Raw genomic sequence first — 24,070 nt, forward strand, 5'->3', positions numbered from 1 at the left:
TTAGTGACCGACAAGTGCACGATCGCTCTCCCCTTTCAAATAATTCATCATCGCTTGTACATCTTTATCGCCACGGCCAGATAAACAAACAAGCACTGTTTCGTCTTTCGACCGTTGTTTTGCAATTTCAAACGCTTTCGACAATGCGTGGGCGGACTCGATCGCCGGAATAATTCCTTCCGTTTTTGCTGTCCATTGAAACGCCTTCAGCGCTTCTTCGTCTGTCACGCTTTCATAGCGGACGCGGCCGATGCTCGCTAAATACGCATGTTCCGGACCAACTCCGGGGTAGTCGAGCCCAGCGGAAATCGAATAAGGTTCGATAATTTGCCCGTATTCATCTTGCAATAAATACGTCATCGAGCCGTGAATGACCCCTTTTGTTCCTTTCGTAATCGTCGCCGCGTGATGTGGAGTATCGACCCCTTTTCCCGCCGCTTCCACTCCGACCAATTCGACACCGTCTTCTAAAAACGGATAAAACATGCCGATCGCGTTGCTTCCTCCCCCAACGCACGCGACGACCACGTCCGGCAATTTCCCTTCTCGCTCTAGCAACTGTTCCTTTGCCTCATCGCCAATAATGCGCTGAAATTCTCGTACCATTTTCGGGTATGGATGCGGACCGACGACAGAGCCAATCATATAAAAATGGTCGTCACAATGTTGCACCCAATAGCGAATCGCTTCGTTTGTCGCATCTTTTAACGTTCGATTGCCACTAAAAACAGGCACGACTTGTGCGCCTAATAACTTCATCCGAAATACGTTCAACGCTTGCCGCTTGATATCTTCTTCGCCCATAAATACAATACATTCCATCCCAAAGCGAGCGGCAACGGTCGCCGCGGCAACCCCGTGCTGCCCTGCTCCTGTTTCCGCAATCAGCTTTTTCTTCCCCATTCGCTTCGCCAATAGCGCCTGCCCGATTGCGTTATTAATTTTATGGGCGCCGGTATGGTTTAAATCTTCCCGCTTGAAATAAAGGCGGGCGCCGTTTAATTGTTTCGTCATATTTTCCGCAAACGTTAGCGCCGTCGGGCGACCAGAATATTCTCGTAAACTATGCATGTATTCCTTGCGAAACGATGCATCTGCGAGCGCTTGTTCAAGCGCCCGTTCGATTTCTTCAAGCGGAAGCATTAACGTTTCCGGAACAAATTTGCCCCCAAACTCGCCGAACCGGCCGTTTTCATTTGGTACATTGTACATCACGCTTCACCTTCTTTTCCATTTCGTTCATTTTCATCACGCTTTTTTCGCCATGTTCTTCAATGCCGCTGCTAATATCAATTCCGTGTGGCTGATAGACAAGTAGTTGCTCGACGTTTTCCGGTGTAATTCCTCCGGCAATAAAACATAGAACCCCTTGCCTTGATGCTTCTTCTAAATAAAATGGAACCGACTCCCAATCAAACGAAACACCCGTTCCACCATAAGCGCCGCGCACCCGGCTGTCAATCACGTATCCGTCGGCGAAACGAGCATATTGCCTCATGCGCTCTAGTGCCCCTTCCTCATGATGAATCGTCTTCCAGACGGAAATTCCCGTCGCCTCTTTCATTTTCGCCACTTGCTCGACTGACTCATCGCCGTGGCATTGAATGACGGAGAGAGGAACGATACGGGCAACGTCGCACATCCGTTCTAGCGGTTCGTTCACAAATACACCGACTAATTTTTTCCCGCCAAGCGGTACGGTTTCAAGCCACGTTTTTACTTGCTGCGCGTCCACTTTCCGCTTGCTTTCAGCGAAAATAAACCCGAGATAATCGGCTTGGCTCTTCGCCCCTTTTTGTAAATCGCTAAGCGAGCGGTGGCCGCAATATTTAAGAAGGACGCTCAATCTTTTCAACCTCCCCGTATAGCGCGCGAACCGCTTGCGCTACATCGTGTTGCCGCATAAGTGATTCACCGACTAATACTGCCTCTGCACCGTAAGCATGCACCGTTTGGATGTCTTGATGTGTATGAATGCCGCTTTCGCTAACGAGTATGCTCGTTTTTGGGACAAATGGCGCTACTTCTTTCGTCGTGTCAAGCGATGTCGTAAACGTCTGCAAATTGCGGTTATTAATGCCGATAATCGCTGGGGTAAAAAGCGCTAAAATGTTTTCTAACGTTTCACGGCTATGCACTTCGACTAAACATTCGAGCCCCTTTTCGTACGCTTCTTCGTATAATTCGTATAACGTTTTTGGCAAAAGCGCCTCACCGATTAATAAAATCGCATCCGCTCCGATTCGGACACTTTCTTCAATTTGCACGCGGTCGATAATAAAATCTTTGCGCAACACCGGCACGCCGACTGCTTGTTTAATTTCCGTTAAATACTGGCAATTCCCTTGAAAATACGTTTCGTCCGTCAACACCGAAATCGCATCTGCCCCTGCCTGTTCATACGCTTTCGCGTGGTCGACCGGATGAAAATCACGACGAATGATACCTTTCGATGGCGATGCTTTTTTCACTTCGGCGATAAGACCAATTGCTCGTCGGCGATTTTTTAGCGCCTCGGCTAGTGAAAATCGCGGGACATCACACGTTGCTGGGAGCGTAAGCGTACGAACTTCGTTTCGCTTCGTCGCAATAATTTGTTCAAGCATACTTTTCCACCCCTTTTGCTTGCAGGAGATCTAATTGGTGAAGCGCCTGTTTTGTGACAATTGCTTCTTTCGCTAGTTGAACTCCTTCTTTGATCGTTTTCGCTTTTTGTGCGACATATAAAGCAACCCCGGCGTTTAGTGCAACGATATTGCTTGCGCTTTCGTTTGCGGTCCCTTCCATCACGGCACGAAGCAATGCGGCGCTTTCCGTGACGCTTTTTACTTGAATGTCTTGTAACGCGCCGCGCGCTAATCCGCACGCTTCCGGCGTTACAACGAAGCGGCGAATATGTCCATCTTTTAATTCGACAACGTCGGTTTCGGCCGTAATGCTACATTCGTCTAACCCATCTCGTCCGGTGACAAAAATGACGTGCGTCGAACCGAGCCGCTTGAGCGCTTCCGCTAACTTTTCGGCATAATGCGTCGAATATACGCCAATTACTTGCCGTTTGCATCGTGTTGGGTTGGCAAGCGGTCCTAGCAAATTAAAGGCGGTGCGAAAGCCGATTTCTTTTCTTGGCACAGCGGCATGCTTCATCGCCGCATGGTAAAGCGGGGCAAAGAAAAAAGCTAAATTTTTTGTTTGCAACGCTGCTTTTGCTTCGTCAGGCGTGGTCTGAATGGGGATACGTAGCGCCTCTAGTACGTCAGCGCTGCCGCTTTTCGATGACACGGCGCGGTTTCCATGCTTGGCGACTTTCACCCCAAGCGAGGAAGCAACGATCGCTGCTGCCGTCGAGATGTTAAACGTCGCTTTTTCGTCCCCACCTGTCCCGCACGTGTCAATGACATCGTCTTCACATGAAACAGTTACCATTTGGTTGCGCATGCCACGTGCTAATCCGGTTAACTCTTCTACTGTTTCACCACGCAGGCGCAAAATGGACAAGAAGCTCGCAATTTGGCTAGCAGTGGCTTCCCCTGACATAATCATAGTCATCGCCTCATACGCTTCTGTTTCTGTTAATGTATGTCCGTCAATGCATTTTGCCAGTAGCTGTTTAAACATATAAATCGCCCCCTTGAAACACCGCTTCCGCTAGTTCAATTGCTTTCATTAGTGCACTTGCTTTGTTACGCGTTTCTTTCCATTCCAGTTCTGGCACGGAATCCGCCACAATGCCAGCGCCGGCCTGCACATACGCCACCTTGTCTTTGACGACCGCCGTTCGAATGGCGATGCATGAATCAATGTTGCCGTCAAAACCGATGTAAGCAACCGTCCCAGCATACACGCCGCGAGCAGTCGGCTCAAGTTCTTGCAAAATTTGCATCGCTCGCACTTTCGGCGCACCGCTTACCGTCCCGGCAGGAAAGGCAGACAATAACGCATCAATGGGATGAACGTCGTCTTTTAGCTCTCCTGTTACTTTCGAAATTAAATGCATGACGTGGGAAAATTTCGCGATTTCCATTAACACTGGTGTCTTCACCGTTCCGTATTTGGCAACTTTGCCGATATCGTTTCGCGCTAAATCAACGAGCATATAATGCTCCGCCCGTTCTTTCGGGTCGTGAAATAGCTCGTTCGCAAGTATTTCGTCTTCTTCTTTTGTACGGCCGCGCCGGCGCGTGCCGGCAATTGGATGAATTTCCACTTTCCGGTCGTGCACTTGTACAAGCTTCTCTGGTGAACTTCCAACAATTTCAGCATCATCTGTTTGCAAATAAAACATATATGGCGACGGATTAATTTTGCGCAACATGCGATATAGCTGAAAGCCGGTGATCCGAACCGGAACGGAAAACCGTTGCGACAATACGGCTTGAAAAATGTCTCCAGCGGCAATATATTGTTTAATCGTTTCGACGTGTTGTAAAAACAGCTCCCGTTCGTACGTGGACACGACATTGGCAAACGAAACAGCAGCGGATTGCTCGATAAGCGGCAATAGCGGTTCGCTTTTACTCGTTGCTTTTTTGATGAAAGCGTCTATCGTTTGCAACGCTTTTTTGTATTTTTCTCTCATCGTCTGTTCATTGTCATTTTCCTCATAACGAACGTAATGAACGAAGATTACTTCTCGCTTCATATGGTCAAACGCAAGCAACGTTTGGCATACGACAAAGTGTGCCATCTTCATTGGCACGTCACGATTCAGGTGAAACGGGACTTTTTCCACCGTGGAAATAAAATCATAGCTTAAAAAGCCGACGGCTCCGCCAACAAACGGAACGTCTATATCCACTGGCTTTACTCGCAACGTTTGTTCGACGTATACGATCGCTTCTTTTAACGACGAAACAATAGTAGTTTTCTGCCCATCGCGCACAACAAAGGACTGCCCCGTTTCGCTTTCGAGCGTCAAAAACGGCGAAAGACCAATAAACGAATAGCGCGACCAAGGGGACTCATCATCTTTGCTTTCGAGCAAAAAACTCGCTTCGCCCTTTAAATTTTCAAACAGCTGCAACGGCTCTAACGCATCGGCAAAAAATCGACGCACAATTGGAATGGTGCGAAATGACATTGTTTCTCCTCCATTCGGACGGAGAATGAGGGGATGGTGAGGCGAAAAAGAAAAACCCAAAGGCGAGGATTGTCTTTGGGTTGGTCGGATAACTCCACTCACCTCAGCTACACTCGCTCACTCTCATCTCCGCTATTCTCATCTCATTTGCTCTCTAACTAACTCTCTATACTTCCGTTTTGCTTTTTCCTATCATATTACCATTCTCTTTTTTTGTCAACGATAAATCCGGTCGAAGCTGAACCGCATCGCGTAAATAGACGTGGTCGACGTCCCGTTGCGCTCGGTTCGTTTCGACGGTCATCATGACGCGAATGCATCGTGGCAAAGCGCCCGGTACCGGAATTTCCCGCATGCACATCACCGGCACGTACGTCCAGCCTTCAATGCGGCGAATGGCTTGGGCAGGAAAAGCTGCCGTCAAGTCTTCTGTCACTGAAATAAGGACGGACGCCACATCGTCGGCTTCGATGCCGTTTTGGCGAATCATTTCGCGCAACAGTTCTTCCGTCGCCGACACAATTTCGTCCGCCTCGTTGTCAGAGACGGTCGTCGCACCACGAATCCCTCTAATCATCTCACTTTCCCTCACTTTGTGAAAATTCCTCTAGCCATGCGACTAGCTGTTTATCCGTCACTGTTTCTACTTGTACATGCCCAATTTCTCGTAATAGCACCATGCGAATGTTTCCCGCTTGCGCTTTTTTATCTCCTTTCATTTTTTGCACGATCCGCTCGATCGAAAGCTCCGTTGGAAGCGCAACGGGGAAGCCAAATGATTGAAACCAGCTTGTCAATCGTTCGTCGGCAAACGAGACATGATATACGCGCTCGCTGACAAAAACCGCAAACAACATGCCAAGCGCGACCGCATCGCCATGCGTCATCATCCCGTATCCTAGTTCACTTTCGAGCGCATGGCCAAGCGTATGCCCAAAATTTAAATGGGCGCGCACGCCTGTTTCTTTTTCGTCTTCTCGTACGATGCGTGCCTTCACTTCAATTCCTTTACGAATACAATATTTTAAGTTTTCCCCTTTTATATCTTCTAAACAATGAATCGTTTCTTTCAACCATGTATAAAAAGAGCGGTCGCCAATGAGTGCATGTTTCACCACTTCTGCAAACCCGGAACGCAATTCACGCTCTGGGAGCGATTGTAAAAAACGGGTATCGTAAATGACCGCTTCTGGTTGATGAAACGCGCCGATCATATTTTTTCCAAGCGGATGGTTAATCGCTACTTTCCCGCCAACGGCGCTATCATGAGCAAGCAGCGTCGTCGGAAGTTGTACGTAAGCGATGCCACGCATAAACGTTGCTGCTACAAAGCCAGCTAAATCGCCGACAACGCCGCCCCCAAACGCGAGAATGACCGACGTCCGGTCAAGTCCGTAAGCGAGCGCCGCTGTTTGGCATGCATAATAGTTTTCAAACGACTTCGCTCCTTCCCCGCTTGGAATGATATGCGTATACACACTGTAATCGTGATGTAAGAGACTGACTAGCTCTGATAAATACAATGTTTCTAACGTTCCATCGGTAATAATAAGCACTTTTGTTCCACGAGCAAAGCCTAATGTCTTCAATAATTCAGGTAATCGTTCGCTTATTCCTTCGCCTAAAAAAAGCGGGTATTGTTTGGTGGAGGTTTGGATGGTCATTTGTTCCATCGTTAAAACTCCTTTGTATATCGGTGCATTTGTTGAATATTTTCTTTAATCAAATCCATTCGATCTTGCCCGAACTGTTCGACAATCGCTGACGCAATTTCCCACGCGACGACCGCTTCGGCTACGACGCTTGCGGCTGGAACGGCACAGCTGTCGGAACGTTCAATGCTTGCAGCAAACGGCTCTTTCGTATCGATATCGACGCTAGCAAGCGGTTTGTAGAGCGTCGGAATCGGCTTCATCACCCCGCGCACGACAATTGGCATGCCGGTCGTCATCCCACCTTCAAATCCGCCCGCACGGTTCGTGCGACGGCGAAATCCTTCTGTTTCGTTCCAAATAATTTCATCGTGCACTTGGCTACCTGGAAGACGTGCGGCTTCAAAGCCGATGCCAAATTCAACCCCTTTAAAGGCGTTAATGCTGACAATCGCTGCGGCAATTTTCGCATCGAGCTTCCGGTCGTAGTGGACGTAGCTTCCCAATCCAGCTGGTACGCCTTCGACAATGACTTCGACAATGCCGCCGATGGAATCCCCATTTTCTTTCGCTTTATCAATCGCCTCCATCATTTTTCCTGCCGCTTCTTCATCAAAGCAGCGCACCGGTGACTGTTCGGTTACGTCTTTTAGCTGTTCAAGCGATTCGTACGATACGTTCGTTGCTCGCACCCCGCCGATTTCAAGCACGTGGCTAGCGACGTGAATGCCAAGCTCTGCTAAAATGCGCTTCGCCACCGCGCCTGCGGCAACGCGCATCGTCGTTTCGCGGGCGGAAGAACGCTCAAGCACGTTGCGCATGTCGCGATGCCCGTATTTCATCGCCCCGTTTAAATCAGCATGCCCCGGGCGCGGGCGCGTCACTTTGCGCTTCACTTCTTCCTCTTCCGTCGGCTCAATCGCCATAATGTTCGTCCAATGTTTCCAGTCGCGGTTTTCGACAACGAGCGTAATTGGCGACCCGAGCGTATATCCGTGGCGTACCCCACTTAAAATGCGCACTTCGTCTTTTTCAATTTGCATTCTTCTGCCACGTCCATACCCTTTTTGCCGACGCTGAAGCTCGATATCAATATGCTCTTTCAAAAGCGAAAGCCCTGCTGGAACTCCTTCTAAAATCGCGGTTAGCTGCGGACCGTGGGATTCCCCTGCTGTTAAGTACCTCATCTTTTTCTCCCCCTTCAACTCTTTAACGCGTTTATGTAACAATATATCATAAATTGAAAAAATGAAAAGTGTTTATAAAAAAAGAATTCATCTTTTCGATGAACTCTCACAAAACTATTCCATTTTTCGGTAAAAAAAGTTGCTTCCGTATCAAACCCGTACGACGATGGATTAAAAATTTGCTCGGTACTGCCGACAAATAAAATTCCACCTGGGCGTAGCGCGTTATTAAACTTATGGTATAGTACTTGCTTTGCTTCTTCGGTAAAATAAATAAGGACGTTGCGGCAGACGATTAAATCGTAGTTGGTGTCAAACGGATCAGCTAGTAAGTTATGTTTTTTAAACGTCACTGCCTTTTTTATGTTTTCGTCAATTTTATAATACATTCCTTCTTTCGTAAAAAACTTTTTTTTCATCGCTTCCGGCACTTCTTGTAGCGAGCGCTCGGTATATACGCCAATTTTTGCCCGTGAAATCGCATTTTCATCGATGTCTGTCGCGAGTACGGAAATTTGCGAAAGCGGCAAAAAATTAGATAGCACCATTACTAACGTATATGGCTCTTCTCCGGTCGAGCACGCGGCGCTCCATACTTTTAAGCGGCGGTTTCGTTCGAGCAGTTTCGGCAAAATTTGTTTCTCGAGCACTTCCCACCGATTGGCGTTTCGGTAAAATTCCGAGACGTTAATTGTCATTCGGTCGAGAAACTCATGAAACAGCGCCTCGTTTTTTTCCATCGCTTGAAAAAACTCTTGAAAATTGCGAAAGCCACGCTTTTCATAAAGCGAGGTTAAGCGCCGCTTCATTTGTGCTTCTTTATATTGTGCCAAATCAATGCCTGTTTTCTTTTTGACATTGGTAATAAACTGTTGGTAATCACTCATCTGCCCATTCTCCTTCATTCCCTTATAACAAAAGCGACTGGCTCGTCCGTAGAGCCAATCGCCCATTGATTAATATACCCACTCGTTCATCAACTTGGAATAGTTGACAAGCTCTTCTTCTTTGAAAAATAAGTTGATTTCACGTTCTGCGCTCGCTGGAGAGTCAGAACCGTGGATGACGTTTTTGCCGACCGTCACGCCAAAGTCGCCGCGGATTGTGCCTGGAAACGCTTCTTTCGGGTTTGTTTTCCCCATCATTTGGCGCGCAGTTGCGATGACGTCTTCCCCTTCCCATACCATCGCAAACACAGGGCCAGACGTAATAAAGTCAACTAACTCGCCGAAAAACGGACGCTCTTTATGCTCTGCATAATGTTGCTCCGCTAATTCGCGCGATACTTGCATAAGCTTTGCCCCAACAAGCTGAAACCCTTTTTTCTCGAAGCGAGCAACGATTTCGCCGATTAAGTTGCGCTGAACCCCATCTGGTTTGACCATTAAAAATGTTCTTTCCATCTTAATACTCCACCCCTACAAAGTTATGTACTAGGAACAGGATTCCCACCAAAATAGTACCATTGTTTTCCGCCACGCGCAATACAAAATGAAAGCGGTTAAAACTTTCGCTTGCCGATATATTTCGCGACTTCATATAGCGCCGTGCGCGCTTTATTTTTCGGCAACGTTTCTAGTACGGAAAACGCCTTTTTTAAATAGCGATCGCTTAATGCGTATGCTTCCTCAATCGCTCCCGTTTGTTTAATGAGCGCAATAATTTCGTTCATTTCTTCTTCGGATGTGTGCGGAGTGACAGACATAATTTTTTCTTTCACGCGCGCATCGTGCATCGCAAGGAGTGCTGGCAATGTCACATTTCCTTGCAATAAGTCGCTTCCTGCCGGTTTGCCAAGCTGTTCTTTCGTGCCAATAAAATCGAGAATGTCATCGGTAATTTGAAACGACATTCCGACATAGTAGCCGAACGAGTAGAGGCGATCGATGACTTCTTTCGAAGCGCCTGCGGCAATCGCGCCAAGCTGGCAGCTAACGGCAATAAGTAACGCCGTCTTTCGCTTAATGCGCCGCAAATACGTACGCAACGTTTGCTCAAAGCAATATTTATCTTTAATTTGTTCGATTTCCCCGCGGCACACTTCGACAATGGTTCGCGCCAACACGCGATGCGCCTGCGGGTCGTTTAAGCGCGACATCGCTTCGAGCGAACGGGCGAAAATGTAGTCCCCCGTATACATCGCAAACCGATTGCTCCATTTCGCTTTAATCGTTTCTCGTCCGCGCCGTAAGTTCGCATCGTCAATGACGTCATCGTGGACGAGCGAGGCCATATGAATCAACTCAAGCGCCACAGCAACGTGCTTCATCCGCTCAATATCGTAGTTGCCAAACTTTCCAGCGAGCAACACCAATACGGGACGAATCCGTTTGCCGCCCGCTTGCAATAAATGAAGCGATGCGGTGCTCAGTAGCGAATAATCGGACTGGATTGCCGCTTCGAGCTCTTTCTCGACGAGCTGCAAATCCGCATGCAAAAACGAATACATTGGTAACTTCATTGGTTTCACCTAATTTCCGGTTTATACCCTAAATGCATCGCCGCTACACCGAACGTAAACGGCTTTACTTCGACGTTGACAAAGCCAGCATCGTAAAACATTTGCGCTAGCTCGTCCATCCCTGGAAACTCACGCGCCGATTCTTGTAGCCACGAGTACTCTTCATAGCTTTTGGCAAAAATTTTCCCAAATAGCGGCATAATGAAGCGGAAATAAAAATAATATAGCTGGCGAAAGCCGAATAACGTCGGCTGCGACGTTTCTAAACAGACAACTTTTCCGCCTGGCTTAACGACGCGGTACATTTCTTTTAATACGGTCATATAATCTGGGACGTTTCGTAACCCAAATCCAATCGTTACATAGTCAAACGTATCGTCTGGAAACGGGAGTTCCATCGCATTTCCGTGAATGAGCGTAACGTTTGTTAAGCCACGCTCGTTCACTTTCTGCTCGCCAACGCGCAACATGTTTTGGCTAAAATCAAGCCCATACACATTGCCTTCCGGTCCGACCGCCTCGGCAAGCGCGATCGTCCAATCCGCTGTGCCGCAACAAACGTCCAGCGCTTTTGCACCTTTTTGGACATTCATTCGCTTCATCGTTTCGTTTCGCCATTGAATATGGCGTTTAAAGCTAATGACCGAATTCATCTTATCGTAATTTTCATATATTTTTTCAAATACGTGGTGAACCCGTTCTTCTTTCGATCGTTGCATCTTCTACCCTTCTTCCACCGTCTTTTTCACAGCAACAGAAAAACTGCCGATTAATTCCGTCAGCCGCATATGCAATAGCTCGTTACAGTCGAGTGAAAGGCTGAGCAATTCTTTTTTGCAATGCTCGATATAACGGTTGCAAATATGGGACAAATAATGTTTTTGCTCTTTTGCTATTGGCTTATTTTTTGGAAAGACAATGGTTGCCATTTGTTCAAAAAGAACGGACGTCCCATGTTGGATAAACTGCTCTTTTTCGCGGATAAGTCGTTTGAGCAATAAATAGTGATACGCAAATTTCGACCATACCGGCCGTGAAAGGTGTTCGCCAATTTTCGCAATGAGCGACGATTCGATGACGGCGATGCTGTGAAATAACGATTCGAGTTTGCTAATGTCTTTTTGGTATAAGCGGATTTTATGCTCGTTAATCTCTTTAATTGCCTCCGCTAACACGTGAATCGTCGCAAGGTCATTTCGTTTCGCTAAATAGTCATAATAAAGCCCGCTATATAAATCTCCCGCTAGCACCGTTAGCTGCCGTGTCTTTAGTTCGTCGTCGGTTTGATTTGGGAGTGAATTTGTCACTTCATCGTGGGTATCAAGGGCGATTTGGACAAGCATCATCGGAACGATATAGCTGTCGGCTTCCTCCTGTTCGTTCTCAAACATCGACAGCGACAATAACATTCGGTCTTCATCAATCGGTTGCAACGGAACGTGCTGCAACAAATACGGATGGTGAAGAAAACGTTCAATTTGCTCTTTTAACATCGCCATTTTCGTTACAATCGATTTCAATCTGATCACCCTTGCTTCCCCTAGATTCAAAACATAACGCCTTTAATTATAGCACGAAAAGTTATTTCATAGAATGGATTATTTTTTTCCCTCGGAATGAATTTCGCCGTGATTCGTTTGGATGAGCGCTTTTCCCCGCACTTTAATAGCCGACGTGTGCTCGGTAAACTGCGCGATTAACACTTCGCCGCGATCAAGCTTTTCAGAATGATGAAAGCGCGTATCTGCCCCTCTTGTCAAACCGATGACGTTCACCCCGTCTTCGAGCGCTTTAATGACGATATAGTCGCTGTTATACATACAATCCCCCTCTATCCTTTAATTAATGAAAGCACTTCGCCGCGTGCAACATGATCGGTTTCGAACGTGCCACGTGCGGCTATTGTCACCGTTTTTGCACCTGGTTTTTTCACGCCGCGCATCGTCATGCACATATGCTCTGCTTCGACGACGACTAACGCACCGTGAGGCTCGAGTGTTTCCATAATCGCATCTGCCACCGTTGCCGTAATCCGTTCTTGCAGCTGCGGACGGCGTGCGACCGCTTCGACAGCGCGGGCAAGCTTGCTTAGCCCTGTTACTTTTCCGCCGCGCGGAATGTAGGCGACGTGTGCGACGCCAAAAAACGGCACTAAATGGTGTTCGCACATCGAGAAAAACGGAATATCTTTCACCAACACGAGCTCTTCATGCTCTTCGCTAAACACTGTCTGAAAATGTTCTTTCGGGTCTTCGTTCATCCCGGAAAATACTTCTGCATACATTTTTGCCACTCGTTTTGGCGTATCTAATAACCCTTCGCGATTCGGGTCTTCGCCAATCGCTTCTAAAATCAAGCGAACCGCTTGTTCGATTTGTTCGTAGTTTACCATGTCGATCCTCCTGCAAAAAATCTTGCTATGTATACCTGTACCCCGATTCTAGCATAGGAAGGAAAAGAAAAGCAAAAAAGAAGGGCGCGCATCTAGCTTGCCCTTCTTCTTCGCCCTTTTATGTAGCGATTACTTCACCGCGTCTTTAAGAGCTTTTCCTGGTTTAAATGCAGGAACTTTGCTCGCAGGGATTTCCATTTCTTCCCCCGTTTGTGGGTTGCGTCCTTTGCGTGCTGCGCGCTCGCGAACCTCGAAGTTCCCGAAACCGATTAATTGAACTTTATCACCATTTTTAAGTGCTTCCGTAATGGATTCAAAAACAGCGTCGACTGCTTTTGTTGCGTCTTTTTTCGAAAGGCCGCTAGTTTCTGCAACCGCGTTGATTAATTCTGTTTTGTTCATGCCATTCACCTCCTCCCAAGGACGAGTCGATTAGTGTATTACATTTCTTCACCAATTCTCCTAATTCTATACATCATTAGAATAATAATTTGTCGACATGCCTATATTAAACGATTCATCGACATAATTCAACATGATTTTCAGCAAATCTATGCAACCAAGGCACATTTCGGCAAAGAATCTAAGTTTTACTGATAAAAGATTATCATATGTCGCCACCGTTCGCAAGCAGAAATCCTTATTTCTCGGCACTTTTCCGCCCTTTTTCACCAAAAACGCCCATGAATACACCCAAAAAAGAAAAGAACCGCTCATCAACTTGCTATTTTTCGTAAAAAACGTTCATAAGTAAGTTTATTCCCCATCTAAATTATGAAGACAATTGCTCGTATGTTCGTTATTTTTCGCCAAAAAAAAAAGACCCCAAGCCGGAGCCTTTGTTACAAAATAATAGCAATCAATCCACCTGAACCTTCGTTAATGATGCGTTCGAGCGTTTCTTTTAGTTTATAGCGAGCGTTTTCTGGCATAAGGGCGAGTTTTGCTTGAATGCCTTCGCGCACGATCGAGCTAAGCGAACGTCCGAAAATATCGGAATTCCAAATCGATAGTGGATCGTCCTCAAAATCTTGCATTAAATAGCGGACGAGCTCTTCGCTTTGTTTTTCTGTGCCGATAATCGGGGCAAATTCCGATTCGACATCGACTTTAATCATATGAATCGACGGGGCGACTGCTTTTAGCCGCACGCCAAACCGCGAACCTTGGCGAATAATTTCTGGCTCATCTAAGCTCATATCCGATAGCGCTGGCGCCGCAATGCCGTAACCTGTTTGCTTCACCATTTTGAGCGCATCAGCAATTTGATCGTATTCTGCCTTCGCATGAGCAAAATCTTGCATGAGCTGAAGCAAATGGTCTCTCCCGCGAATTTCGACGCCGACGACTTCTTTTAAAATTTGATCGTACAAATCATCTGGGGCGTATAAATCAATTTCGGCGACCCCTTGCCCCATTTCAATACCGGCAAGGCTCGCTTTTTCGATAAAGTCGTATTCCCCAAACTGTTGGACGACGCGGTCCACATCGCGCAACCGTTTAATGTCTTTGACTGTATCTTTTACCGCTTCTTGGTAGCTTTCGCGAAGCCAATGGTCTTCCCGAAGCACCATGACCCAGCTCGGCAAATTGACATTCACCTCTAATACTGGAAATTCATATAATGCTTCACGAAGCACGCTGTAAACGTCGGCTTCGCGCATGCTTTCGACGCTCATCGCCAGCACTGGAATATCGTACTTTTCGCACAATTGCTGACGCAGCGTTTCCGTTTCCGGGTGATGCGGACGCACGGTGTTAATAATCATAATAAACGGTTTGCCGACTTCTTTTAATTCTTGAATGACCCGCTCTTCTGCGTCGACATAATTCTGCCGTGGAATATCGCCGATCGTGCCGTCGGTCGTAATGACGACACCTATTGTCGAATGTTCTTGAATGACTTTGCGCGTTCCAATTTCTGCTGCTTCTTGAAACGGAATCGGCTCTTCGTACCATGGGGTATTGACCATGCGCGGGCCGTTTTCGTCTTCATATCCTTTCGCACCAAGCACCGCATAGCCGACGCAATCAACGAGCCGAATATTCACTTCTAATCCGTCGTCGACTTTCACCTTGACAGCTTGGTTTGGGACGAATTTCGGTTCGGTCGTCATAATCGTTTTACCAGCAGCGCTTTGCGGCAGTTCATCTTGTGCACGCGCTTTATCCGCTTCGTTGCCGATGTTCGGAATGACGACGAGCTCCATAAATTTTTTTATAAACGTAGATTTGCCCGTGCGGACAGCACCGACGACACCTAAATAAATATCGCCACCTGTGCGTTCCGCGATATCTTTGAAAATATCGACTTTTTCCAAATGACTCCCCTCCAGTCTTTGAGTCGTTGGGGCCGGTTGACCCGTAATAGCAGGACACTATATGAATATGATGTTGTCCGCTTCCTTTATGACTGCTAAAAGAAAAAAACCCTTCTCTAGAATGTATGCCTTCGAGAAGGGTTCATGACTTATTTTACGAAAAAAACCGGCTCTCCCCTTCCATCGACTGTATACGGAAGAGAGTACGCAGGAACGAATAGCGAATTTTGTACTAACACATTGCGAATATCGTCACCCGGTTTATAGGAGTACTTCGTTTTTTTCAACACCTCATATAAATCCATTCGATAATCGACGTATATGTCGCCGTTATAATCAATGACAAACGGCAAATTATTTCCGGAAAATGGGCTAACCGCATACGGCGGTTCTTTATACCCGAGCTTTTGATAATCGAGCGTAAACACCCCTTTAGCAACCATTTGTTTAAATGGCGGGTACTGATGGGAATCGCGGTACATCGAAAGACGTAAATTTAAATCCCGAATTTGCTCGGCAATACGTAAATCTAATAGTTTCACCGTCGGGTTCGTCTCGGCATCGACGATGACGTATTGGAAGACGCCACCGCTTTCAAATGCATTCCCTGGTGGCTCTGGGATGTAGCGCGGAACGAGTTTTTGAAAATCAATCGGATATTTTTGATAAATCGGTGTTTTCATGTCCCGCGTTTGAATCGGCAACAATCCGCCCGTTGCTTCGCGATACTCATTCACTGCCTCTTGCACGCTTGCCACTTGGTCTTTATATGGAATTTGATTTTGTTTTAATCGCTCATCAGGATACAAGCATCCTGATAACAATAGGACAATGACACTTGCTACCATCCATTGAAACACACGCTGCATATCGACTCCATCCTTTTATTCTGGTGTTGGACCGCTAAATACGACGAAAATAATAATGATTCCAGCGAAAATCATCAACACGTACGCAATAAATGCTAGAACGAGTTTGATAATCTTATTGTTTACTTTGTAGCGGCTAAAATAAATCGAAAACACCGAAATAAACATAAATGCCATGGACGTTAAGGCAATCCACATTTTCGCTAACCCAGGCGACATCTTCTTTCCCCCTTTGTCGAAACCTATTATACAAGATTCATTAAGAAAAGCGCAAAGCGCCCGCCTATCGGCAAAGAGCGCATAAGCCCCGCCAAGGAGGCTCAGCCTAAGCAAAGCTTGAGCTTGCGTAGGGATATGTTAAAGAAGCGAACTCAGTGTGTCGCCGCCGAAAGAAGGGGAGGAGCGCATCCGATGGCGCTTGGAGCTAGACACCCTACCTAATCGCAAAATTTTATGCTTTCTTACCTTACAAAAAAAACCGAAGCAAAGTGGGGCGTCTTTGCTTCAGCGAATACCCTTTGTCCGGAGGCTCAAGTCTATGATTGTTCGCCATAGTGTATGCACAAACAACCTATGCTGCGTCGGCAAACGCCTATTTTCCTAAAATGTTGACTAAATCTTCCATTTCGTGTGTTTTTACGCGTGCCATCAGAGAATCTGCCCCTTCTTTCGGGTCTTTTCCGTTAAATAAAATGTCATATAAAACTTCGGTAATGGGCATTTTCACCCCTAGTTTTTTCGCCAGCTGATAGGCAGCTTTTGTCGTACGTACCCCTTCAACGACCATCCCCATGCTTTCTAGCACTTCTTCAAGCGGTTTCCCTTTGCCAAGCATATTTCCTGCTCGCCAGTTGCGTGAATGAACGCTCGTACACGTCACAATTAAATCGCCAATGCCCGTTAGCCCTGAAAACGTCAGCGGGTTCGCCCCAAGCGCGCAACCTAATCGGGCGATTTCGGCAAGCCCGCGCGTCATGAGCGCCGCTTTTGCGTTGTCCCCGTAACCGAGCCCGTCGGTAATGCCTGCGGCAAGGGCGATAATATTTTTCAACGCCCCACCGATTTCGACCCCGATTAAATCAGGATTCGTATAGACGCGGAAGTATTGCGGGTTCATAAATAAATCTTGGATGCGTTCCGCTGCCTCCATGTTTTTTGCCGAAACGGTTACCGTTGTCGGATGGCGCAAGCTCACTTCTTCGGCATGGCTTGGTCCTGATAAAATGACGACATCTGTTAAAAGCGGTCCCATTTCTTCTTCAATCACTTCAGAAATGCGCTTATGCGTATCTGGCTCGATTCCTTTACTAACGCTAACAATCGTAATCGGCGTTTGAATGCATGCGCGCACCTTTCGCAAGACGTCGCGAATTGCTTTCGTCGGCACCGCAAGCACGACCGTTTCCATCGTTTCTAGCGCATCACAAAGCGACGAATAGCCGACGATTCCTTCCGGCAACGGAATGCCCGGCAAATATTTTTCATTCGTCCCCTTTTCATTGATTTCCGCGATTTGTTCCGCGCGCTGTCCCCAAAGCCGGACGGTATGCCCATTATCCGCAAGCACAATCGAAAGAGCTGTTCCCCAGCTTCCTGCTCCTAACACCGCAAGTTCCACCGTACCACTTCCTTCGCTATTTTCTCGGTCTTGCAATGAGTTTAATTGGTGTGCCCGTAAACGCGAACGCATCGCGAATGCGGTTTTCTAAAAAGCGTTCGTACGAAAAATGCATCAGTTCTGGGTCGTTGACAAACACAACGAACGTCGGCGGTTTTACCGCTACTTGTGTGACGTAATAAATTTTTAAGCGTTGACCGTTATGCGTCGGCGTCGGGTTCATCGCAACCGCGTCCATAATGACTTCGTTCAATACATTTGTCTGTACGCGCATTGCATGGTTTTCGCTCACCATTTTCACAAGGGGAAGCAATTTATTCAGCCGCTGCTTCGTTTTTGCCGATACGAAGACGATTGGGGCATAGTCAAGAAATTGAAAATGGTCGCGAATTTTCCGTTCAAATTCGATTAACGTTTTATCATCTTTTTCGACCGCATCCCATTTGTTCACGACGATAATGACCCCGCGCCCTGCTTCATGCGCATAACCAGCAATTTTTTTATCTTGCTCAATAATGCCTTCTTCTGCGTTCAACACGACTAACACGACATCGGATCGCTCAATCGCTTTTAAAGCGCGCAAGACGCTATATTTTTCCGTCGTTTCGTAAATTTTGCCGCGCTTACGCATGCCTGCCGTATCGATAATGACATATTCTTGTCCTTCTCTTGTAAACGTTGTATCAACCGCATCTCTTGTTGTTCCCGCGATGTCGCTGACGATGACGCGCTCTTCCCCTAAAATCGCGTTCACAAGTGACGATTTTCCGACGTTCGGGCGACCGATTAAGCAAAATTTAATCGTGTCGTCTTCATACTCTGCGTCGCTCCGCGTTGGGAAATGGGAAACGACCGCGTCTAACAAATCGCCAAGTCCGGTGCCGTGCGAGCCAGAAATCGGATACGGTTCACCAAACCCGAGCACATAAAAGTCATAAATAAGATCACGCATATCCGGATTATCAATTTTATTTACCGCGAGCACGACCGGCTTATTCGAACGGTGCAAAATTTTCGCTACTTCTTCATCGGCTGCCGTCACTCCGTCGCGCCCATTTGTCATAAAAATAATGACATCCGCTTCGTCGATGGCGATTTCCGCCTGCTGGCGAATTTGCACTAACAGTGGCTCGTCGCCAATGTCAATTCCACCGGTATCAATTAAATAAAACGTATGATTTAACCATTCACCGCTGCTATAAATCCGGTCACGCGTCACGCCCGGCACATCTTCGACAATTGAAATACGCTCGCCGGCAATCCGATTAAAAATCGTAGACTTGCCGACGTTCGGACGGCCAACGATTGCTACTACTGGCTTGGCCATACTATCACCCTTTCTTTTCAACAACAACCTTTCACCCTAAGCTGTTTTATTTTATCAAAAAGAGCGGCGCGCAACAATAGCGCTATAGCGGCTTATTTCGTTTCAATTGTTTTTCATCGATATATTGCGGAAGATGTTCTAGCACCGACCAACCGAACAATAACGCGCCCGTTAGCGCAAGCGCATCAAAAAAGAATAGCGAACCGATTAGAGAAGAAAACACGTCGTGTACCGCCACCGCATAGACGATATCCCCTTGGCAGCTACCGATAACCGTTGCTAAAATGCGCATCGTTGGCTTCCGTTCGATAAATAACACAAGCATCGTCGTTCCAATCGCAAGCAACCAGCGCTCATCCGCCCAGACAACAATCGGATCGGCGATCGCTAATAGCCGAACCGAAGCGGAAAAAAAAGCAACCGCTAACGAGCTGAGCAATAGCAACCCGCTCATTTGGCGGCGGACAGCTGCCAACGAAAAAAGAAAAAGAAAGAGAAACGAATAGGTAATAGAAAAAGAACCGATTTTTATCTTATAGATCGAACCGCAGATTAATAAAAGCATAGCAGCGGCTAAGCGAGTGCGTTCGTTCGTCTTTTTTTGTAAAAATGTTGCATATATCCAAATGACCCATGCCCACCAATAAAAATAAAGCCCTTCCATTTCATTCCCTCCTAGCACCTTCATTATTTCATTTTTTCTAAAAAAATAATCTTGTATAAAAAAGAAAAAGCGAGACAGACTAACAGCGACATCAACGAAAGGAGGGAGACAAATGGCAAAAGATCGGCAAGAAACAAAGTTAAAAGAATCACACCGCGTTGAATCTGACCGTGACCAAGCAATCGAAAAAAACGGTGCGACTCGGCTTGATACCCCGGAAGAGGCAAGGCGACAACAGCGATAATATTCTCTCTCGCTCCTCACTAGGCGGTCTTTACGATCGCCTTTTTTCTTTTTTACGACTATTTTTCCTCCTTCTCGGCAACACTAATGGTAACATGTTCCTAGTAAGAAAGTGGGAGGAGCGTATGCCATTTTTTAAACAGCGAAGAAAACAAAACAACAAAGAAAACGTACCGGCTATTGAACTTGAAAACAAACCATCCGACGTGTTGTCGCACGATATTGCACAAAATGTGCAGAAATTGCAAACGATTTATGAAAATTGCTGCGACGTCGTCTTTCGTTCGTTTCGCATTGGGGGAGAAGTAAACGCTACTATTCTTTACATCGACGGATTAGTCAACGTCGAGCAATTGAATATAGTAGTTCTTCCTTCTCTTATGAACGCACACGCGGCTGAAGAAAAGACACTTGCTTCGTTTTTAAAAGAGTCGTTGCCTGTGTCTCATATCACGACGGTGCAGACGGTTGCGGAATGCATTGAACAACTTTCATCTGGCAGCTGCCTTTTATTTATTGATAAACAGCCCGGAGCGGTCGCCCTCGGCATGGCGAAATGGGAAAAACGTTCCCTCGAAGAGCCGACAGGGGAAGCGGTCATCCGGGGACCGCGCGAAGGATTTACCGAATCGTTAAGTACCAATCTTTCCTTATTGCGCCGTAGACTAAAAAGCCCAAAATTAAAAACAAAAGCCAAAACATTCGGAACGTATACGCAAACAACGGTCGTCGTTGCGTACATCGATGGGCTCGCAAACGAAACATTGCTTGAAGAAGTCGAAGTACGCCTTTCGCGCATCGATGTCGACGGCATTTTGGAAACGAGCTACATCGAAGAACTGATTGAAGACAATCCTTATTCGCCGTTTCCACAAGTGTTAAATACAGAACGACCGGATGTCGTCGCAGCCAATTTGCTCGAAGGTCGTGTGGCGATTTTGCAAGATGGTACCCCATTTGCGCTTATTATGCCGATTTCTTTCTATTCGCTACTACAATCAAGCGAAGACTATTATCAGCGCCATGCGATTAGCACCGCCGTTCGTTGGCTACGCTATTTATTTCTTTTAATATCATTATTATTGCCGTCTGTATACGTCGCCCTACTGACCTTTCATCAAGAAATGGTGCCGACGACATTGTTATTAACCATGGCTGCATCACGGGAACTGCTCCCTTTCCCTGCACTCGTTGAGGCAATCATTATGGAAATTGTATTCGAAGCGTTGCGAGAAGCAGGGGTGCGTCTTCCAAAGCAAGCAGGGGCAGCGGTCAGCATCGTCGGGGCGCTCGTGATTGGTCAAGCGGCAGTGCAAGCAGGGATTGTATCCGCGCCGATGATTATGGTCGTCGCCCTAACGGGAATCGCCTCGTTTACAATTCCACGCTATTCTGCGGGCATCGCCTTGCGTATGTTGCGCTTTCCGATGATTTTACTGGCTGGTTCGCTCGGATTGCTTGGGGTGATGCTTGGGCTATTGCTCATTTTAATTCATATGGCGACGCTTCGGTCCTTCGGTGTGCCATATTTGTCGCCGATGGCGCCGATGCAGTGGGGAGAAATGAAAGATGTGCTCGTTCGTGTACCGCTCTGGAAACAAAATAAACGACCGCGCCTACCCGGGACAAAAAATGTTATCCGCCAAGCGCCAAATCAGAAACCTGATCCGTTAGACGGGGATGACAAACTGAGCAAAGGAGAACGATCATAATGGAAAAAGGAAAAATCTCCGCGCTACAATTGGCAGTAATGGTATATCCCGCCATTATCGCAACAGCCATTTTATTAGTTCCAGCGATTACTGCCCACTATGCAAAACAAGATATGTGGTTGTCTCCGTTTTGGTCATCGTTGACAGGCTTTATCACCATCTTCATTGCCATGCGCTTACATCAGTACTATCCAAAACAAACTGCCATTGAATATAGCGAACAAATCGTTGGAAAATGGGTTGGAAAAATAATCGGGTTCCTCTTTTTATTTTTTTATTTGCATGCAACTGGAATTATCGTTCGCGAGTATGGCGAGTTTGTTATAGGAAATTTTTTTATACGCACACCGCTTATTTTTGTAATGGCTACTATGATTCTCGTATGTGCCTTTGCGGTTCGCGGTGGGATTGAAGTGATCGCTAGACTTTCGGAAATGGCTGTGCCAGTGGTTATTATCGTCATTAGTATGTTCGTTTTATTGCTAATCCCAGATATGGAATTGAAAAATATGTTACCGACTATGGAAAATGGAATAATTCCTTCACTAAAAGGAGCCATCGTCCCACAAAGCTGGTTTAGTGAATTTTTTCTTATTGCTTTCTTACTTCCGTACGTCGCCGATCAACAACACGTGAAAAAATGGACGGTTATTTCTGTGCTAGCCGTATGTTTTACATTGTTTGTCATCAATTTGACGGTTCTCTTTGTATTAGGCAACATTACCGCCCGCTTCGTCTATCCAGTCATGAGTGCGGTGCGCTACATTAGCATCGCCGATTTTTTAGAACATCTTGAAGCGTTCGTAATGGCGATTTGGGTCGCAGGGGCATTTTTAAAAATCGCGGTGTTTTATTACGTGCTCGTTCTCGGCACCGCGCAATGGCTTCGGCTATCTGACTACCGACTCATCGTCTTTCCGATTGGGTTTCTCATTTTACTGTTCGGCGTTTGGGCCGCACCAGATTTAATGGAGCTTTCTGTTTTTTTAGGAACTTCCATTCCATTTTATTTAAACACCGTACAAACGGTTATTCCTTTGTTACTTTTACTAGTCGCCATATGGCGCAATAAAAAGGGGAAGCAACCATGAAACGCATTATCGCCTGTTTTGCTATTTCTATTAGCTGTTTCATGTTAAGTGGCTGTTGGGACCGCACCGAACTCAACGACTTAGCACTCGTTACCGGAATCGGTATCGATCAAAAAGGAAAAGATATTATGTTGACCGTGCAGCTCATTGTTCCAAAGCAGCTTGGAGGAGCAACATCAATGGGAACAAACAATAGTGCAGGCAGCAGTGGAGCAACGATCGTCCGTTCCGGAACAGGCAAAACACTCGCTGATGCGATTGCTAATTTACAAGAAAAGCTGCCTCGCCGTTTATTTTGGGGGCATGTGAAAGCGATCGTCTTCGGAGAAAACACAGCAAAGACCGGTATTCAACCCCATCTCGATTTTTTAAGCCGCAACCCACAAACGAGACTGCGAGCAAACGTACTAGTCGCAGATGGAACAGCTAAAAGCGTGCTTGAATTGCTACCGTTAATTGAACAAAGTTCTGCAGAAGTCATGCGTGAATTGTCCAAATCCAAAATTTTGATGGACGTAACATTAAAAGACGTGTTGCAAATGCTTAGCAGCGACAGTCAAGCAGCTGCATTGCCAATGGTAAAAATATTGCCTCCCGAAAAAGAGAAAACGGAATTAGAAACGATTCCATTTATTAACCGCACCGCCATTTTCAAAAATGATAAAATGATTGGATCGATTGACGATAAATTAACGCGTGGGGTGCTGTGGGTTCGCGATGAAATTAAACAAGCAAACATTACTGTTTCACTTGATGGAAAGAAAGGCGAAATAACTGCCACCATTATTCGGGCACATACACAATTAATTCCGAAATATGAAAAGGGCAAATGGAAAATGGAGATCCGTATCACCTCACAAGATGATATCTTGCTGAACGGAACAAATCTCAGTTTGTACAACCAACAACATCTGCCGGCACTCGAAAAAGCATTAGCTAAGGCAACAACCAAACGGATAAAATCATCTTTGCAAAAAGTACAGAAAGAGATGAACGCTGATATTCTCGGATTCGCTGATGTGTTTCATCGAAAATATCCAAAAGAGTGGAACCGTGTCAAAAACAAATGGAACAACATTTTTCCAACAGTGGAAGTCACAGTACAAGTAAAAGTAACGGTTCAACGACCTGGAATGAACACAACGCCGCAAGGCATCCCAGAAGATGAGGTGAAAAAATGAACACAGCTGGAGTATTGCTCGGAAGCATGGTCGTTGTCGTTCTTATATTTCTTTTTGAATTGCCGCGCCTTCGGCGGGCAGAAAAAAAAGAAAAAGCAGCGTTTCTCGTTTTATTAGGGCTTGGAATGGCACTAGCCGTCGTGCTCATTTATTTTCCTGACGTTCCTGGTCCGACTCAGCTCGTTGATGATCTATTTGAGCCGCTTGCACGAGTATTTAAGCTAGAATAAAAGGCGTCCGTTATGGACGCCTTTTATTGACTTCGACAAAGC

Annotated in this window: 27 protein-coding genes; 5 read left to right on the forward strand and 22 right to left on the reverse strand. The window is 46.4% G+C overall.

Annotation, left to right across the window (positions count from 1 at the left end):
• From trpB to GFC30_RS11845, 22 genes are all read right to left on the reverse strand, one after another.
• Complete coding sequence (gene trpB, locus GFC30_RS11740) at positions 1-1,212, reverse strand: tryptophan synthase subunit beta (RefSeq protein WP_066325817.1); 1,212 nt, start codon at positions 1,210-1,212, stop codon at positions 1-3.
• A complete protein-coding gene (locus GFC30_RS11745; protein WP_066325819.1) occupies positions 1,193-1,846 on the reverse strand; it encodes a phosphoribosylanthranilate isomerase in 654 nt (217 codons plus the stop codon). The genes trpB and GFC30_RS11745 overlap by 20 nt, the downstream gene beginning before the upstream one ends.
• Positions 1,830-2,606 (reverse strand): indole-3-glycerol phosphate synthase TrpC, encoded by a 777-nt coding sequence (trpC, locus tag GFC30_RS11750; protein ID WP_066325821.1) that lies wholly within the window; start codon positions 2,604-2,606, stop codon positions 1,830-1,832. The genes GFC30_RS11745 and trpC overlap by 17 nt, the downstream gene beginning before the upstream one ends.
• On the reverse strand, positions 2,599-3,618 hold the full coding sequence (gene trpD, locus GFC30_RS11755; RefSeq protein ID WP_066325823.1) for an anthranilate phosphoribosyltransferase: 1,020 nt from the start codon (positions 3,616-3,618) through the stop codon (positions 2,599-2,601). Before trpD ends, trpC begins: the two co-directional genes overlap by 8 nt.
• The gene (trpE, locus tag GFC30_RS11760; RefSeq protein ID WP_066325825.1) at positions 3,611-5,080 is read right to left on the reverse strand and encodes an anthranilate synthase component I; all 1,470 of its coding nucleotides are present in this window, start codon (positions 5,078-5,080) and stop codon (positions 3,611-3,613) included. Before trpE ends, trpD begins: the two co-directional genes overlap by 8 nt.
• Positions 5,081-5,246: 166 nt before the next feature.
• Positions 5,247-5,657 (reverse strand): chorismate mutase, encoded by a 411-nt coding sequence (gene aroH, locus GFC30_RS11765; protein WP_066325827.1) that lies wholly within the window; start codon positions 5,655-5,657, stop codon positions 5,247-5,249.
• A gap of 1 nt (position 5,658) precedes the next feature.
• Complete coding sequence (gene aroB, locus GFC30_RS11770; protein ID WP_066325829.1) at positions 5,659-6,753, reverse strand: 3-dehydroquinate synthase; 1,095 nt, start codon at positions 6,751-6,753, stop codon at positions 5,659-5,661.
• Between the two features lie 2 nt (positions 6,754-6,755).
• Complete coding sequence (aroC, locus tag GFC30_RS11775; RefSeq protein ID WP_066325831.1) at positions 6,756-7,919, reverse strand: chorismate synthase; 1,164 nt, start codon at positions 7,917-7,919, stop codon at positions 6,756-6,758.
• Positions 7,920-7,933: 14 nt separating this feature from the next.
• The gene (locus tag GFC30_RS11780; protein WP_084256331.1) at positions 7,934-8,806 is read right to left on the reverse strand and encodes a CheR family methyltransferase; all 873 of its coding nucleotides are present in this window, start codon (positions 8,804-8,806) and stop codon (positions 7,934-7,936) included.
• A gap of 69 nt (positions 8,807-8,875) precedes the next feature.
• Complete coding sequence (ndk, locus tag GFC30_RS11785; RefSeq protein ID WP_066325833.1) at positions 8,876-9,322, reverse strand: nucleoside-diphosphate kinase; 447 nt, start codon at positions 9,320-9,322, stop codon at positions 8,876-8,878.
• Between the two features lie 98 nt (positions 9,323-9,420).
• Entirely contained in the window at positions 9,421-10,380 is a 960-nt protein-coding gene (gene hepT / locus GFC30_RS11790; protein ID WP_066325834.1) for a heptaprenyl diphosphate synthase component II, read from the reverse strand.
• 5 nt (positions 10,381-10,385) lie between these two features.
• A complete protein-coding gene (locus GFC30_RS11795) occupies positions 10,386-11,099 on the reverse strand; it encodes a demethylmenaquinone methyltransferase (RefSeq protein ID WP_066325835.1) in 714 nt (237 codons plus the stop codon).
• Between the two features lie 3 nt (positions 11,100-11,102).
• Complete coding sequence (locus GFC30_RS11800) at positions 11,103-11,909, reverse strand: heptaprenyl diphosphate synthase component 1 (protein WP_066325838.1); 807 nt, start codon at positions 11,907-11,909, stop codon at positions 11,103-11,105.
• 69 nt (positions 11,910-11,978) lie between these two features.
• A complete protein-coding gene (gene mtrB / locus GFC30_RS11805) occupies positions 11,979-12,200 on the reverse strand; it encodes a trp RNA-binding attenuation protein MtrB (RefSeq protein WP_066325840.1) in 222 nt (73 codons plus the stop codon).
• Positions 12,201-12,211: 11 nt separating this feature from the next.
• Complete coding sequence (gene folE, locus GFC30_RS11810; RefSeq protein WP_066325842.1) at positions 12,212-12,772, reverse strand: GTP cyclohydrolase I FolE; 561 nt, start codon at positions 12,770-12,772, stop codon at positions 12,212-12,214.
• Positions 12,773-12,901: 129 nt separating this feature from the next.
• Complete coding sequence (locus GFC30_RS11815; RefSeq protein ID WP_149917072.1) at positions 12,902-13,174, reverse strand: HU family DNA-binding protein; 273 nt, start codon at positions 13,172-13,174, stop codon at positions 12,902-12,904.
• 440 nt (positions 13,175-13,614) lie between these two features.
• On the reverse strand, positions 13,615-15,093 hold the full coding sequence (gene spoIVA / locus GFC30_RS11820; protein ID WP_066325846.1) for a stage IV sporulation protein A: 1,479 nt from the start codon (positions 15,091-15,093) through the stop codon (positions 13,615-13,617).
• A gap of 149 nt (positions 15,094-15,242) precedes the next feature.
• Complete coding sequence (locus GFC30_RS11825; protein WP_066325848.1) at positions 15,243-15,962, reverse strand: hypothetical protein; 720 nt, start codon at positions 15,960-15,962, stop codon at positions 15,243-15,245.
• A gap of 15 nt (positions 15,963-15,977) precedes the next feature.
• Positions 15,978-16,181 carry a DUF2768 domain-containing protein gene (locus GFC30_RS11830; protein WP_066325850.1) on the reverse strand — a complete coding sequence of 68 codons (204 nt, stop codon included), beginning with the start codon at positions 16,179-16,181 and terminating at the stop codon, positions 15,978-15,980.
• A 373-nt stretch (positions 16,182-16,554) separates the two neighbouring features.
• Positions 16,555-17,580 (reverse strand): NAD(P)H-dependent glycerol-3-phosphate dehydrogenase, encoded by a 1,026-nt coding sequence (locus tag GFC30_RS11835; RefSeq protein ID WP_066325851.1) that lies wholly within the window; start codon positions 17,578-17,580, stop codon positions 16,555-16,557.
• Between the two features lie 16 nt (positions 17,581-17,596).
• Positions 17,597-18,907 (reverse strand): ribosome biogenesis GTPase Der, encoded by a 1,311-nt coding sequence (gene der / locus GFC30_RS11840; protein WP_066325852.1) that lies wholly within the window; start codon positions 18,905-18,907, stop codon positions 17,597-17,599.
• Positions 18,908-18,989: 82 nt separating this feature from the next.
• A complete protein-coding gene (locus GFC30_RS11845; protein ID WP_066325853.1) occupies positions 18,990-19,571 on the reverse strand; it encodes a YphA family membrane protein in 582 nt (193 codons plus the stop codon).
• Positions 19,572-19,683: 112 nt separating this feature from the next.
• Here GFC30_RS11845 and GFC30_RS16630 point away from each other — a divergent pair, with 112 nt between their 5' ends.
• From GFC30_RS16630 to GFC30_RS11865, 5 genes are all read left to right on the forward strand, one after another.
• The gene (locus tag GFC30_RS16630; protein WP_084256335.1) at positions 19,684-19,815 is read left to right on the forward strand and encodes a YpzI family protein; all 132 of its coding nucleotides are present in this window, start codon (positions 19,684-19,686) and stop codon (positions 19,813-19,815) included.
• Positions 19,816-19,939: 124 nt separating this feature from the next.
• On the forward strand, positions 19,940-21,526 hold the full coding sequence (locus GFC30_RS11850) for a spore germination protein (RefSeq protein ID WP_066325856.1): 1,587 nt from the start codon (positions 19,940-19,942) through the stop codon (positions 21,524-21,526).
• Positions 21,526-22,617 (forward strand): GerAB/ArcD/ProY family transporter, encoded by a 1,092-nt coding sequence (locus GFC30_RS11855; RefSeq protein WP_066325858.1) that lies wholly within the window; start codon positions 21,526-21,528, stop codon positions 22,615-22,617. Before GFC30_RS11850 ends, GFC30_RS11855 begins: the two co-directional genes overlap by 1 nt.
• The gene (locus GFC30_RS11860) at positions 22,614-23,798 is read left to right on the forward strand and encodes a Ger(x)C family spore germination protein (protein WP_066325860.1); all 1,185 of its coding nucleotides are present in this window, start codon (positions 22,614-22,616) and stop codon (positions 23,796-23,798) included. The genes GFC30_RS11855 and GFC30_RS11860 overlap by 4 nt, the downstream gene beginning before the upstream one ends.
• Positions 23,795-24,028, forward strand: a complete 234-nt coding sequence (locus GFC30_RS11865; RefSeq protein ID WP_066325861.1) for a hypothetical protein — start codon at positions 23,795-23,797, stop codon at positions 24,026-24,028. The genes GFC30_RS11860 and GFC30_RS11865 overlap by 4 nt, the downstream gene beginning before the upstream one ends.
• Positions 24,029-24,070 lie beyond the last annotated feature (42 nt).

Origin of the sequence: Anoxybacillus amylolyticus, from assembly GCF_001634285.1 — a bacterium.
GTDB classification, from domain to species: Bacteria; Bacillota; Bacilli; order Bacillales; family Anoxybacillaceae; genus Anoxybacteroides; species Anoxybacteroides amylolyticum.

Bases quoted from the DNA above. Each gene is read 5' to 3' on its own strand.
- trpB (WP_066325817.1), bottom strand. From the start codon at position 1,212: ATGTACAATGTACCAAATGAAAACGGCCGGTTCGGCGAGTTTGGGGGC.
- trpC (WP_066325821.1), bottom strand. From the start codon at position 2,606: ATGCTTGAACAAATTATTGCGACGAAGCGAAACGAAGTTCGTACGCTT.
- trpD (WP_066325823.1), bottom strand. From the start codon at position 3,618: ATGTTTAAACAGCTACTGGCAAAATGCATTGACGGACATACATTAACA.
- trpE (WP_066325825.1), bottom strand. From the start codon at position 5,080: ATGTCATTTCGCACCATTCCAATTGTGCGTCGATTTTTTGCCGATGCG.
- aroH (WP_066325827.1), bottom strand. From the start codon at position 5,657: ATGATTAGAGGGATTCGTGGTGCGACGACCGTCTCTGACAACGAGGCG.
- aroB (WP_066325829.1), bottom strand. From the start codon at position 6,753: ATGGAACAAATGACCATCCAAACCTCCACCAAACAATACCCGCTTTTT.
- aroC (WP_066325831.1), bottom strand. From the start codon at position 7,919: ATGAGGTACTTAACAGCAGGGGAATCCCACGGTCCGCAGCTAACCGCG.
- GFC30_RS11780 (WP_084256331.1), bottom strand. From the start codon at position 8,806: ATGAGTGATTACCAACAGTTTATTACCAATGTCAAAAAGAAAACAGGC.
- ndk (WP_066325833.1), bottom strand. From the start codon at position 9,322: ATGGAAAGAACATTTTTAATGGTCAAACCAGATGGGGTTCAGCGCAAC.
- hepT (WP_066325834.1), bottom strand. From the start codon at position 10,380: ATGAAGTTACCAATGTATTCGTTTTTGCATGCGGATTTGCAGCTCGTC.
- GFC30_RS11795 (WP_066325835.1), bottom strand. From the start codon at position 11,099: ATGCAACGATCGAAAGAAGAACGGGTTCACCACGTATTTGAAAAAATA.
- mtrB (WP_066325840.1), bottom strand. From the start codon at position 12,200: ATGTATAACAGCGACTATATCGTCATTAAAGCGCTCGAAGACGGGGTG.
- folE (WP_066325842.1), bottom strand. From the start codon at position 12,772: ATGGTAAACTACGAACAAATCGAACAAGCGGTTCGCTTGATTTTAGAA.
- GFC30_RS11815 (WP_149917072.1), bottom strand. From the start codon at position 13,174: ATGAACAAAACAGAATTAATCAACGCGGTTGCAGAAACTAGCGGCCTT.
- GFC30_RS11825 (WP_066325848.1), bottom strand. From the start codon at position 15,962: ATGCAGCGTGTGTTTCAATGGATGGTAGCAAGTGTCATTGTCCTATTG.
- GFC30_RS11830 (WP_066325850.1), bottom strand. From the start codon at position 16,181: ATGTCGCCTGGGTTAGCGAAAATGTGGATTGCCTTAACGTCCATGGCA.
- der (WP_066325852.1), bottom strand. From the start codon at position 18,907: ATGGCCAAGCCAGTAGTAGCAATCGTTGGCCGTCCGAACGTCGGCAAG.
- GFC30_RS11845 (WP_066325853.1), bottom strand. From the start codon at position 19,571: ATGGAAGGGCTTTATTTTTATTGGTGGGCATGGGTCATTTGGATATAT.
- GFC30_RS16630 (WP_084256335.1), top strand. From the start codon at position 19,684: ATGGCAAAAGATCGGCAAGAAACAAAGTTAAAAGAATCACACCGCGTT.
- GFC30_RS11850 (WP_066325856.1), top strand. From the start codon at position 19,940: ATGCCATTTTTTAAACAGCGAAGAAAACAAAACAACAAAGAAAACGTA.
- GFC30_RS11855 (WP_066325858.1), top strand. From the start codon at position 21,526: ATGGAAAAAGGAAAAATCTCCGCGCTACAATTGGCAGTAATGGTATAT.
- GFC30_RS11860 (WP_066325860.1), top strand. From the start codon at position 22,614: ATGAAACGCATTATCGCCTGTTTTGCTATTTCTATTAGCTGTTTCATG.
- GFC30_RS11865 (WP_066325861.1), top strand. From the start codon at position 23,795: ATGAACACAGCTGGAGTATTGCTCGGAAGCATGGTCGTTGTCGTTCTT.